Source organism: Paracoccus actinidiae (assembly GCF_030863885.1).
Lineage (GTDB): Bacteria > Pseudomonadota > Alphaproteobacteria > Rhodobacterales > Rhodobacteraceae > Paracoccus > Paracoccus everestensis.
In genome coordinates this window covers 440905-453639 of sequence record NZ_CP132956.1, presented here as the reverse complement: position 1 = coordinate 453639, position 12735 = coordinate 440905, and the positions used below count along the sequence as shown (strand labels likewise).

General features: G+C 65.7%; 12 protein-coding genes. 9 read left to right on the top strand and 3 right to left on the bottom strand.

What is annotated here, in order from left to right; genetic code table 11:
- Window positions 1-110 precede the first annotated feature (110 nt).
- Genes Q5701_RS02270 through Q5701_RS02240 form a run of 7 tightly spaced genes read left to right on the top strand, consistent with a single transcriptional unit; the run spans window position 111 to window position 8042 of the window.
- Entirely contained in the window at window positions 111-893 is a 783-nt protein-coding gene (locus Q5701_RS02270; RefSeq protein ID WP_234854501.1) for an ABC transporter ATP-binding protein, read from the top strand.
- The gene (locus Q5701_RS02265) at window positions 883-2832 is read left to right on the top strand and encodes an AMP-dependent synthetase/ligase (RefSeq protein ID WP_306753532.1); all 1950 of its coding nucleotides are present in this window, start codon (window positions 883-885) and stop codon (window positions 2830-2832) included. Before Q5701_RS02270 ends, Q5701_RS02265 begins: the two co-directional genes overlap by 11 nt.
- Window positions 2833-3711, top strand: coding sequence for a branched-chain amino acid ABC transporter permease (locus tag Q5701_RS02260; RefSeq protein ID WP_234854499.1), 879 nt, complete (start codon window positions 2833-2835; stop codon window positions 3709-3711). It begins immediately after the preceding gene.
- Between the two features lie 4 nt (window positions 3712-3715).
- Window positions 3716-4789, top strand: coding sequence for a branched-chain amino acid ABC transporter permease (locus Q5701_RS02255; protein WP_306753531.1), 1074 nt, complete (start codon window positions 3716-3718; stop codon window positions 4787-4789).
- Window positions 4790-4828: 39 nt separating this feature from the next.
- Window positions 4829-6058, top strand: coding sequence for an ABC transporter substrate-binding protein (locus Q5701_RS02250; protein ID WP_306753530.1), 1230 nt, complete (start codon window positions 4829-4831; stop codon window positions 6056-6058).
- 4 nt (window positions 6059-6062) lie between these two features.
- Window positions 6063-6851 (top strand): ABC transporter ATP-binding protein, encoded by a 789-nt coding sequence (locus Q5701_RS02245; RefSeq protein ID WP_306753529.1) that lies wholly within the window; start codon window positions 6063-6065, stop codon window positions 6849-6851.
- Between the two features lie 9 nt (window positions 6852-6860).
- Window positions 6861-8042, top strand: coding sequence for a phenylacetate--CoA ligase family protein (locus tag Q5701_RS02240; protein ID WP_306753528.1), 1182 nt, complete (start codon window positions 6861-6863; stop codon window positions 8040-8042).
- On the opposite strand, the gene Q5701_RS02235 is transcribed toward Q5701_RS02240, so the two are convergent.
- From Q5701_RS02235 to Q5701_RS02225, 3 genes are all read right to left on the bottom strand, one after another.
- Complete coding sequence (locus Q5701_RS02235; protein ID WP_306753526.1) at window positions 8043-8714, bottom strand: Crp/Fnr family transcriptional regulator; 672 nt, start codon at window positions 8712-8714, stop codon at window positions 8043-8045.
- Window positions 8715-8982: 268 nt separating this feature from the next.
- The gene (locus Q5701_RS02230; protein WP_306753525.1) at window positions 8983-9222 is read right to left on the bottom strand and encodes a hypothetical protein; all 240 of its coding nucleotides are present in this window, start codon (window positions 9220-9222) and stop codon (window positions 8983-8985) included.
- A 102-nt stretch (window positions 9223-9324) separates the two neighbouring features.
- Entirely contained in the window at window positions 9325-10101 is a 777-nt protein-coding gene (locus Q5701_RS02225; RefSeq protein ID WP_306753524.1) for a FadR/GntR family transcriptional regulator, read from the bottom strand.
- Window positions 10102-10200: 99 nt separating this feature from the next.
- On the opposite strand from Q5701_RS02225, the gene Q5701_RS02220 reads away from it, so the two are divergent.
- A complete protein-coding gene (locus tag Q5701_RS02220) occupies window positions 10201-11643 on the top strand; it encodes an FAD-linked oxidase C-terminal domain-containing protein (protein WP_306755513.1) in 1443 nt (480 codons plus the stop codon).
- Window positions 11640-12734 carry an FAD-binding protein gene (locus Q5701_RS02215; RefSeq protein ID WP_306753523.1) on the top strand — a complete coding sequence of 365 codons (1095 nt, stop codon included), beginning with the start codon at window positions 11640-11642 and terminating at the stop codon, window positions 12732-12734. The genes Q5701_RS02220 and Q5701_RS02215 overlap by 4 nt, the downstream gene beginning before the upstream one ends.
- Window position 12735: the final 1 nt, after the last annotated feature.

The following is a 12735-nucleotide window of genomic DNA, read 5'->3' as shown; positions in this document are numbered from 1 at the left end:
AAAAACCAAACCGATGATAGCCTTTCCTGATCCAGGACCGGAGGAGGAACCGGTCTGCAGGACTGTTTGGGAGGACAGGCTATGCGCGGACTGAACGGACGCCCGCCCGCATGAGCGGCGATCACACCCTTGTCTGCGACAACATCGTCCGCCGGTTCGGCGGGGTGGTCGCGCTGAAGAATGTCTCGGTCGCCGTGAACCGGGGCGAGATCTTCGGCCTGGTCGGCCCCAACGGTTCGGGCAAGACCACGCTGGTCAATGCCATCACCGGCTTCTATCCGCCGCAGGAAGGCCGCATCACGCTGGACGGCCAGCAGATCAACGGGCTGAAGCCGTTCCGCATCGCGTCCATGGGCGTGGCGCGCACCTTCCAAAACGTCGCGCTGTTCCACGGGATGTCGGTCCTGGACAACATCCTGATGGGCCGTCACATCTTCATGAAGCCCAATCCGCTAGCCTCGTTCTTTTATCCCTGGTGGGCGCGCAAGGAAGAAGTCGCCCACCGCCGCCATGTCGAGGAGGTGATCGACCTTCTGCAACTGGCACCCGCGCGCGACGAACACGTCGATGTCATCCCTTTGGGCCTGCAAAAGCGGGTCGAACTGGCCCGCGCGCTGTGCGCCGAACCCAAGCTGCTGGTTCTGGACGAGCCGATGGCGGGGATGAACCAGGAAGAAAAGGAATACATGGTCCGCTTCATCCTGGATGCCCAGGAGGCCCTGGGCCTGACCGTGCTGATCATCGAACATCACATGGATGTCGTGACCGCGCTTTGCGACCGGGTACTGGTGCTGAACAACGGCCAGGAAATCGCCCAGGGACCGGCGCGCGAGGCCATTGCCGATCCCCGCGTGGTCGAGGCCTATATCGGAAAGCCCCGCCATGCAGCATGATCCGGTGAACATGGCGCAGGCCCAGGCGCTGCACCCGAACTGGCGGTCGGAGGACACGATCCTGGCGCGGCTGGCCCGAAACGCGGCCGAGGTTCCGAACCAGGTCGCCATGCGCGAACGCGACCACGGCATCTGGCAGGAATATACCTGGGCCGACTATCTGCGCGCCGTGGTGGAATTCGCGGCAGGCCTTGAAGCGCGCGGCGTGAAGCCCGGCGACGCGGTCATGGTGATCGGCGACAACCGGCCCAACCTCTATTTCGCGATGCTGGGTGCGGCCTGCCTGCGGGCGATCCCGTCCCCCGCCTATGCCGATGCGCCGACAGAGGAACTGGCCGCGCAGATGGAGCGCGAGGATATTCGCGTGGCCGTGGCCGAGGATCAGGAACAGGTGGACAAGATGCTGGAGGCCAGGGGCCGCTGGTCGCATCTGGGCCTGATCATCTATGACGATCCGCGCGGGCTGGCGGGGCAGGAACCGGAAGGCGTGGCCGGTTTCGACGCCATCCGGGCCGAGGGCGCCGCGCGTCTGGCTGCCGATCCGAACCTTGCCAAGTCCCTGATTGCACGTTCCACCATCCACGACATCGTGGTCCTGATGCATTCGTCCGGCACCACCGGCGCGCCCAAGGGCATTCCGCTGAAGCACGGCCATATCCTGTCAGGCGTCCGCAATGCCGCCGCCGCCGGATATTTCGGCGCGGGCGAAGTTCACATGGCTTATCTGCCGATGGCCTGGGTCGGCGATTTCATCTTTTCCATCGGCGCGGCGATGGAGTTGCGCTTTACCGTCAACATCCCCGAAGCGAACGAAACGGCGCTGCACGACCTGCGGGAAATGGCGCCGACGCTGTATTTTGCATCCCCCCGCGCCTGGTCGGCCATGCTGACCCGCGTGCAGGTGGGGATCGCGGAAACCACCGGGATCAAACGGCGGCTGTATGACTATTTCATGCCCCGCGCGATGGCTGCCGAACGCGCGCGCCTGGACGGCAAGCCTGCGGGCGCCGGCTTGTCGCGTTTCCTGGGCGAATGGCTGATCTATGGCCCGATCCGCGACCAGCTTGGCCTGGGCCGCGTGAAGCGTGCCTATACGGCCGGAGAGGCGATCGGCGAGGACGTGTTCCTGTGGTTCCGCGCCATCGGGTTGAACCTGCGCCAGTTCTATGGCCAGACCGAAAACTGCGCCCTGGCTGTGGCGCAAAAGCCCGAGGACATCTCGCTGACCACGGTCGGCCGCCCCTTCCCCGGCGTGGAGATGAAGATCGACGAGCATGGCGAGATCCTGCTGCGCGGCGACAATATCTTCGACGGCTATTTCCAGAACCCCAAGGCCAGCGCCGAGGCTTTGCAGGACGGCTGGCTGCACACGGGCGACGCGGGCCAGATCGAACCCGACGGGCAACTGGTCGTCCTCGGCCGCGTGTCCGAGGTGGTGGAGAAACGCGACGGCACCCGCTTCATCGCCACCTATATCGAGAACCGGCTGAAATTTTCCGCCTATATCAAGGACGCGGCGGTGATCGGCCAGGGCCGCGACATGCTGGTGGCGATCGTCTGCATCGACTTTCAGGCGGTGGGCCAGTGGGCGCAGGAACATGGCGTGCCCTATACCTCCTATGCCGAACTGTCCCAGCAGCCGCGCATCTATGACCTGATTTCGGGCGAGATCGCGGCGGTGAACGCCCATCTGCCGCACGGGCTGTCCATCGACCGCTTCGTGAACCTGCACAAGGAATTCGACCCCGACGACGGAGAGGTCACGCGGACCCGCAAGCTCAAGCGCAACGTGATCGACGACCGCTATGGCCCGATCATCGAGGCGTTGAACGCGGGCCATGACAAGATCGATTTCAAGGCGCGGATCACCTATGAAAACGGCCAGACCGGATCCTTGGACCGGGAACTGCGGCTGTCCGACGTGAAGGGGGCCGGTTGAATGGCTTATTTCCTGGAACTGCTGATTTCCGGCGCGCTGACCGGGCTGATGTATTCGCTGGTCGCCCTGGGCTTCGTGCTGATCTACAAATCCGCGGGCGTGCCGAACCTGGCGCAGGGCGCCCTGGTGATGACGGCGGGCTATGCGGTCTGGATGGTCATGGCCTGGGGACTGAACGTCTGGATCGCCATTCCCATTGCCGCCGCGATCATGTTCGGCTTCGGCCTTGTGGTCGAACGGCTGCTGCTGCGCCGCATGGTGGGCCAGCCGGTCATCATGGTGGTGATGCTGACGCTGGGCCTTGAAATCCTGCTGCGCGGCATGGTGCCGGGCATCCTGGGATCCGCGCCCAAGCCCATCGACCTGGGCATCGGCTTCGCCCCCATCATCATCGGCGACGTGTTCATCAACCGCACCTCGCTTTACGGCGGCATCATCGCGCTGCTGCTGGTCGGCGCCTCGCTGCTGTTCTTCCGCACCCGGACGGGCACTAAGCTGCGGGCCGTGTCGGACGACCATGTGTCAAGCTGGGCCGTGGGCATTTCCGTGGAACGCGCCATCGGCATTTCCTGGGGCCTGGCGGGCATCGCCGCCGTGGTCGCGGGCGCGCTGTGGGGATCGTCCCAAGGGGTGGACTGGACGCTGTCCACGCTGCTGTTCCCGGCTGTGGCCGTGGTGATCCTGGGCGGCGTGGATTCGGTTCCGGGCGTGGTCGTGGGCGGCATCCTGGTGGGCGTGCTGGGCACGGTGATCCCCGGCTATCTGGACAGCATCGCGGGCGGATCGACGCGCGATGTGGTCACCTCGCTGATCATCCTGCTGACCATCATGGTTCGCCCCTTCGGCATATTCGGCCGCGAAGACATCGAGAGGATCTAACGCCATGTTCTATCGCCTCTCGGGGACGTATCACACCAGCTACGAGGCCGACCGCAGGCTGTGGAAAATCCCCACAGACCGCTGGCTGGTGATCGCGCTGCTGGTGCTGGCGCTGCTGGCGCCGCTTTATGTCTCGCCGCTTTATCTGGGCAGCTATGTCCTGCCCTGGGTGATCTGGTCGGCCGCCGCCCTGTCGCTGACGCTGCTGATGGGGCTGGCGGGGCAGTTGCATTTCGGCTTTGCCGCCGTGATGGCGATCGGCGCCTATGCGTCCATCCACCTGGTCCGCGCGGGCATCCCCTTCGAACTGGCGTTGCTGCTGTCCGGGCTGATCTCGGCGGTGATCGGCGCGATCTTCGGGGGGGCCGCGCTGCGGGTGAAGGGGCTTTACCTGGTCATGGCCACGCTGGCGATGCAGTATCTGGTCGATTGGGTCGTGGTGAACGTGCCTGCCATTTCAGGCGGTGCCCACGCCACCCTGCGCACGCCCGCCGTCAGCTTCCTGTTCTTCCCCATCGAAAGCCTCGCCTCGCGTTATTGGCTGGCGCTTGGCTGGGCGGTGCTGCTGACGGTGTTCTTCATGAACGTCAAGCGCACGTCATTCGGGCGCGCCCTTGTGGCGATCCGCGACAAGGACTTCGCCGCCGCCGTGATCGGGGTCGATCCGTTCAAGACCAAGCTGATGGCCTTCTTCACATCGTCCTTCATGGGCGGGGTGACGGGCGCGATCCTGGCCTTCTGCTTCTATCGCGCGGTGACGCCGGAACAGTTCGGCTTCAACGTCTCGATCCAGCTTGTCGCCATGGTGCTGGTGGGCGGCCTGGGGTCAGTGATCGGATCCTGGCTGGGCGCGGGCTTCGTGCTGCTAGCGCCGATCTTCCTGACGAATATCATATCCGGTCTTGCCGCGAATGGCTGGGTTCCGGTCAGCCAGAACTTCCTGTCGCACCTGCCCCTGATGATCTATGGCGCCATGATCATCGGCTTTCTGCTGCTGGAGCCGCTGGGCCTGGCAAAGATCTATGACAACATCCGCAAGTATTTCCTGGTCTGGCCTTTCCGCCACGCCAGAAGCTGACCCTTGGGAGGGGGAACGCACAACATGGGAGGAAAACACATGACCTTTCTGCGCAAGCTGGCGCTGACGACGGCCCTTGTGGCCGGGCTGTCCGCCCCCGTCGCCGCCGAGGATATCAAGTTCGGCCTGCTGCAGGATTTCACGGCGGTTTATACCTTCGTGACCGGGCAGTATAACCAAGGCCAGCAAGATTACCTGGCCCTTGTGAATGCCGAAGGCACCCTGGGCGACGGCAATACCGTCACCGCCATCGTGCGCGACACCGGCAACCAGCCCCAGCGGGGGATCGAGGCCTATAACCGCGCCAAGGAGGAAGGTGCGGTTCTCTTCGATTTCCTGTCCACGCCGGTTTCCGCCGCGATCCTGGACCAGGCAAGCGCGGACAAGAACGTGGTCATCACCCCCGCCCATGGGCGCGGCGACGCATCCGACGGCACGGTCTTCCCCTATGTCTTCCCGATGTTCGCCACCTATTGGGCGCAGGCCGCCGCCCTGATCGAACACATGAAGGAAACCGGTGGCCTTGAAGGCAAGAAGATCGCCATCGTCCATATCGACAGCCCCTTCGGCCGCGAACCCGGCCCGATCCTGGAAGCCCTGGCCGAACAGGAGAAGTTCGAATTCCAGGCCTTCCCCTATGCCAGCCCCGGCAACGAACAATCCGCCGCCTGGTCCGAGGTTCGGCGCTATCGCCCCGATTACGTCCTGATCTGGGGCGCGGGCGGCGGGCAGGCCGTGTCGGTGCGCACCGCCATCCAGAACGGCATCGCGCCCGAACAGATCCATTCGGTGATCTGGCTGGCCGAAACCGATGCGGCCAACGTGGGCCCGCAGATGAAGGGCGTGAAGCGGTTCGAGGCCACGGCCTCGGGCACCGACCATCCGATCATCCAGCGGATCCAGGAAAAGGTCATCGACGCGGGCAAGGGGTCGGGCGAAGGCGCCAATGTCGGCACCAGCTATTACAACCTGGGCGTCGCCACGATGGCGGTGGCGGTCGAGGCCGCGCGCCTGGGCCTGGAAGGCGGGCAGCCGCTGACCGGCGAAACGCTGAAGGCCGGCTTCGAGAAGATCGCGGGATATGACGCCGAAGGGCTGATGCCGCCCGTCACCTATACCGCCGAGGACCACCAGGGCGGCGGCGCTGGCCGGGTGTCGGAATGGGACGGCGAGAAATGGGTGCCCGTCAGCGAATGGCACGCCGCCTATCCCGACCTGATCCGCCAGGTGATCGAGGAATCGGCCGCCAAATACGCAGCCGAGCACTGACGCCATGCCCGCGCTTGTTCTGGAAAACGTCGAGGTGATCTATGACAAGGTCTTCCTTGCCATTAAGGGCGTCTCGCTTGAGGTCGGCGAGGGCGAGATGGTCGCCCTGCTGGGATCGAACGGCGCGGGCAAATCGACGACGCTGAAATCCATCTCGGGGCTGCTTGGCCCCGAGCGCGGGCTGGTCACCCGGGGCGAGATCCGCTGGGGCGACCGGTCGATCCTGAACATGGGCGCGCCCGAGCGCGTGGCGGGCGGGCTGGTCCATGTGCTGGAAGGCCGCCGCATCTTCGGCCACCTGACCCCGGACGAAAACCTGGTTGCCGCCTATCGCGGGCGCAGCATGGCGCGCTTCAACGAGCTTCGCGAACAGGTCTATGCCTATTTCCCGCGCCTCAAGGAACGCATCAAGTCCAAGGCAGGCTATCTGTCGGGCGGCGAACAGCAGATGCTGGCCATCGGCCGGGCGCTGATGACCGAACCCAAGCTGATCATGCTGGACGAGCCGTCCCTGGGCTTGTCGCCGCTGCTGGTGCAGGAAATTTTCGGCATCATCGGCACGATCAACGCCGAACAGGGCATGTCTGTGCTGCTGGTCGAACAGAACGCCGCGGCGACGCTGGACATCGTTTCCCGCGCCTATCTGATCGAACAAGGGCAGGTAGTCATGTCGGGCGCGGCCGAGGTTCTGAAATCGAACCCCGACGTGCAGGACTTTTATCTGGGCGGGGCCGAACATACCGATTACCGCAACGTCAAACACTATCGCCGGCGCAAGCGCTGGCTTGCTTGAGGGCATCCCATGACCGCCGATCCTGACCACGCCCGCGACACGCGCGGGCAGGACACGCTTGACCGCCTGAACGCGCAACTGGCGCGGATGCGTGCGACGCAATCCCATTGGGCCAACCTGCCCGATGCGCCCTTGGAGAGCCTTGCCGACCTCGCGCGCCTGCCGGTGCTGCGCAAGTCCGATCTGCTGGAACTGCAGGCCAAAGGGGCGCCCTTTGGCGGTCTCAACGGCAACCCCATCAGCGGACTTCGCCGCCTGTTCGTGTCGCCCGGGCCGATCTTCGACCCCGAGGGGCGCGGGCGGGACTGGTGGGGATCGGCTGCCGCCCTGACCGCCGCCGGGGTGCAGGGGGGTGACGTGATCCTCAACACCTTCTCCTATCACCTGACGCCCGCCGCGTTCATCTTCGAGGCAGGCGCCGAAGCCCTGGGCTGCCCCGTCATCCCGGCCGGGCCGGGCAACACCGCCGACCAGATGACGGCCATCGCCCAGTATCGCCCGCGCGTCTATGTGGGCGTTCCGGATTTCCTCAAGATCATCCTGGACAAGGCCGACGAATCCGGCGTGGATCGTTCCTGCCTTCAGGTGGGCATGGTCACGGGGGCGGCCCTGCCCGATTCCTTGCGCGCCGAACTGTCGGAGCGCGGGATGGCGGTCAGCCAGTGCTATGGCACCGCCGACCTGGGCATCGTCGCCTTCGAGGATGGCGGGCCGGGCATGGTGCTGAACGACGGAGTCATCGTGGAAATCGTCCGCCCCGGCACGGGCGATCCGGTGCCGGACGGAGAGGTGGGCGAGATCGTGGTGACGCGCCTGAATGCCGATTACCCGCTGCTGCGCTTTGCCACGGGCGATATGTCGGCGATCATCGCGGGCGGCACGGGCGCGCGCCGCATCAAGGGCTGGATGGGCCGTGCGGATCAGGCGGCCAAGGTCAAGGGAATGTTCGTGCGCCCCGAACAGATCGCGGCCATCGGGCGGGCCGTTCCGGGCTGCCAACGCCTGCGGCTGGAAATCAGCCGTGCGGGCGAACAGGACCGGATGCATCTGCTGGCCGAGCATTCCGACAGCACCCTGGCCGCAACCCTGGCCGACAAACTGGCCGAGATTACCCGCTTGAAAGGATCAGTCGAGGTGGTGGCCCCCGGCACCCTGCCCAACGATGGCCGCGTCATCGCCGATCTGCGCTGATCATTCGATCACCGGGGCGCCATCGGCCAGCCGGGCGCGGTCCAGCACCCGGACCGCGTTGCGCCCCAGTTCAATAACGCCCTCGTCACGCAATTCGCCCAGCATCTTGTTCACCGTCTGTCGCGAGCAGCCGATCACGACGCCCAGTTGCGACTGGCTGATTCGCACGGAGTCGTCGGCTTCGCTGGTCAGGTCGCGCAGGTACAGCCGGATCCGCTGGTCGGCGCTGTAATAATGATCCGCCGTCCTGTTGCGGTTTTCGCGCATCAGCCGGTCATGCAGCAAGGTGCACAGGTTCGGGATTAGGATCTGCGGGGGGACATGGGTGTAAAGCGCCTTGGCCGGACAGAACAGCACCGTCGCCTCCGTCAGGGTCTGGCAACTGGCCGCGCAAGGGCGGCCAGACAGGGCCTCGACCTCGCCCAGCATCTCGCCCGGGGTGCCGATGTGGACGATCACCTGGTTGCCCGAACTGTCCACATAACAAACCTCGACCCGGCCCGAGGCGATGAAATAGCTGCCCTGCGTCGTCTCGCCCTGGCGCAGGACATAGGTCGAGGGTTTCAGCAGGCGAGAGGTGCAGGCCGAAAGAAGCGCGTGTTTCTGATTGCGCGTCAGCCCTGTCAGGATCGGGGCTTGGAACAGATGGGCAAAATCATCCGGGTCGATCATCGAAATCGGGTCCATCGACAAATGGGCTGACCGCCCGTGAACCACAAAACGATATCAATCAAACAGGAAAATGGCTATCCCGGCCCGCAAGGGCACCGCATCCTGCGATGCGACGGGATAGCCTGAAACTCGCACTCAACCCAGAATTTGCAGCGCACCACGATTGCGCCTTATGACAAATAGACCTTTTGTCCCAGCCAGAGTGTCAACCAGCCGACATTCCGCCTAACAAATCGCAATCCAAAGGAAAATCGGTGCCGGATTGGCGTCAGGAAATCAGGATTGCCCTGAAATTGTTGACGTTTGTCAGGGTGAGGCCGATCACGACCTGGGCATTCAGCGAGGCAAAGAAGCCGCGGGCGTCGTTGTCGTCCAAGGCTTGTTCTGCTCGCCCGGCCGGGATGCCCGACAAGATGCCGGGTCCGATCACCGCCCCCCGCCACCTCGGCCGCGCCGTCGACGCCGTCCGTGTCGCAGGCAAGGGCATGAATCCTTGGAGGCCGTCCAACGCAAGGGCTAGGCAGTATCGGGCGTTCGGCCCGCCGATTCCCGCACCGGATTACGGTCAGTTCGCCATCCGACGGCATCCGCAGGGGATCGGCTGCGGGGTTCATCGCCCCTGGCCCAGGCCGCCGCTTGAGTGACGGCGGCGGGCGGTTTCACCATGGACCTGTGCCTGGGCGATGTCGCGGGCAGCCTGGCGGACATAGGCCAGATGGGCATGGGCTGCAGCCCGCGCGCCTTGCGGATCGCGGTCCAGGATCGCGACCGCGATGGCGCGATGCTGGCTGCGCAGATGGTCGCGAACCTGCGGCAGGGTGAACATCCGCCCCCGGTTCGCCGCCACGTTGCTGCGCAGGCTGCCGGACAAGGCCCGCATGATCTGAAGCAGGACCAGGTTGTGGCTCGCCTCATAGATCGCCTGGTGCAGGGCGGCATCGGCCTCGGCCTCGTCTTCCGGGGTGGCGGCGGCATGGGCGGCCTCGATCGCGTCCAGGGCGGCGGTGATGCGATCACGGTCCAGGGGGGTGGCGCGGGCGGCGGCAAGCCCTGCCGCGTGGCTTTCCACCACGTCGCGGAAATCCAGGTAATCATCCTCGACCTCGGGGTGGTCGGCCAGAAGCGCGACCAGCGGATCGGTGATGGCGGCCCGGCCCAGGGCCGCGACCCGCAATCCGCGTCCCCTTTCCCCCACCAGCAGCCCGCGATCCTGCAACAGCTTCAAGCCGTCGCGCAGCGTGGGCCGCGACACGTTCAGCCGCAGTGCCAGATCGCGTTCCGGCAACAACGCCTCGTCCGGGGTCAGGGATCCTTCCAGGATCAGCGTCTCGATATGGCGGGCCACGGCCTCGGCCGCGCGTTGGGGGCGGATGGTCAGTTCGGTCATGGTGCGGAGCCTTGTTGTCGCGCCCATTCCATCGCAATTGACAGGCTTGGTCAAATTATTTTACCACAGCATGGGGAACAGAAAGGCAAAGCCATGTCCATTGCCATGCCAGCGCCCGATCAGCGCATCATTGCTCGTGGCCCGCAGATCGTGGCAGCGTTGCGCACGGTGTTGCCGCCCGATGCGGTGATCGACGATCCCCAGGAAACCCGCGCCTATGAATGCGACGCGCTGACCGCCTATCGCTGCCCGCCGCTGGCCGTGGTCCTGCCCCGCACGACGGCAGAGGTCGCGGCGGTGATGCGTGTGTGCGGCGGCATGGGCGTGCCGGTGGTGCCGCGCGGTGCCGGGACATCGCTGGCGGGGGGGGCGCTGCCCACGGCCGATTGCGTGATCCTGGGCACCATGCGCCTGCGCGAGGTGCTGGAGATCGACACCGACAACCGATATGTCCGGGTACAGACGGGCGTGACCAACCTGTCGGTCAGCGCCGAACTGGAACCCTTGGGCTTCTTTTATGCGCCCGACCCCTCGTCGCAACTGGCCTGCACCATCGCCGGCAACATTGCCATGAACTCGGGCGGGGCGCATTGCCTGAAATACGGGGTGACGACCAACAACCTGCTGGGCGCGACCGTTGTGCTGACGACCGGAGAGGTCGTGGAACTGGGCGGGCCAGAGATGGGACCGGCTGGCCTGGATCTGCTGGGCATCCTTTGCGGATCCGAAGGCCAGCTTGGCGTCGTGACCGAGGCCACCTTGCGCATCCTGCCCCGCCCCGAAGGCGCCCGGCCTGTGCTGATCGGCTTTGATTCCCCCGAGGTTGCGGGCGAATGCGTGGCCAACATCATCCGGTCGGGCGTGCTGCCGGTCGCCATCGAATACATGGACGAACCCTGCCTGCGCGCGGTCGAGGCATTCGCCAAGGCCGGATACCCCGACTGTCCCGCCGTCCTGATCGTCGAGGTCGAAGGATCGCGCGCCGAGATCGACGACCAGATCGCCCGCATCCGCGCCATCGCGGACGCGCTGAACCCGGTCGAGTTCCGCGAAAGCCGCAACGCGGACGAGGCGCTGGCGATCTGGAAGGGCCGCAAGTCGGCCTTTGGTGCCATGGGGCGCTTGGGCGATTACATCTGCCTCGACGGCACGGTGCCGGTGGGCCAACTGCCCTATACGTTGCGCCGGATCGGGGAACTGTCGCGCCAGCACGGGCTGGAGGTTGCCAATGTCTTTCACGCGGGCGATGGCAATATGCACCCGCTGATCCTGTTCGATGCCAACACCCCCGGCGATCTGGCCCGGGCCGAGGCCTTTGGCGCGGACATCCTGCGCCTGTGCGTTCAGGTGGGCGGCTGCCTGACCGGCGAACATGGCGTGGGCGTGGAAAAGCGCGATCTGATGGGCGATCAATATGCGCCCGATGACCTGACGATCCAGATGCAGGTCAAGGACGTGTTCGATCCCGACTGGCTGCTGAATCCGGCCAAGGTCTTTCCGCTGGACGCAAGCGCCACCCACCGCGCGAGGGCTGCGGAATGAGCATCGCCCTGGATCTTGCCCCCACCACCGAGGCTGAAGTTTCGGAGATATTGGCCGACAGCCATGCCCGCCGCACCCCCCTACGCATTGCGGGTGGCGGCACGCGGGTCGAAAACCCCGGTCCCGGCGAACCCTTGTCCTTGGCGCGCCTGTCCGGCGTCGTGACCTATTCCCCCGCCGAAATGACCCTGATCGCCCGTCCCGGCACCCCCCTGCCGGAGATCCGGGCCATGCTGGCTGCCGAAGGACAGGCGCTGGCCTTTGATCCGCCGGATCCGGGCCGCATCCTGGGCCGGAACGGCACGCCCACCCTGGGCGGAATGGTCGCCGCCAATGCCAGCGGCCCGCGCCGGTTGCTGGCCGGAGCCTGCCGCGACCACCTTCTTGGGGTGCGCTTTGTCGATGGGCGCGGCCGCGTTCTGAAGAACGGCGGGCGGGTGATGAAGAACGTCACCGGCCTGGATCTGTCCAAGCTGCTGGCCGGATCGCATGGCACGCTGGCCGTCCTGACCGAGGTCGTGCTGAAGACCCTGCCCCTGCTGCCTGCACGCACCACGCTGGCCTTTCCCGGCGTGACCGAAACCACCGCCCTGCGCATCTTCACGACGGCGCTGTCCACCCCGTTCGAGGTTTCCGGCGCCGTTCATGTGGGCGGCACGGCCTTTTTGCGCCTCGAAGGGTTGGAAGGCCAGCTTGCCTATCGCCGGGACCGGCTGCTGGCGCTGCTGGCGGAACACCGCCCCGAGGTGGTGGACGACGCGCCCTGGGACGACATCCGCGACGCGGCGCATTTCGCGACAGGCGGGCCGTTGTGGCGGATCCTGTGCAAGCCCACCGATGCGCCCGGCATCTGCACCGGGCTGCGGGCAGGTGGCGGCGACTGCTCGTTGGACTGGGGGGGCGGGCTGATCTGGTATCGCGGTCCCGGCAATCCGCGCGGCCTTGCGCCCCATGCCACCCTGATCCGCCGCGCAGGCGTCGAAGGCCCGGCCTTTCCGCCTTTGCCAGCCACGGTTGCGCGCCTGCAAGACGGGCTGCGGCGGACCTTTGATCCGGCGGGCATCCTCAACCCCGGCCTGATGGACGCGTGAC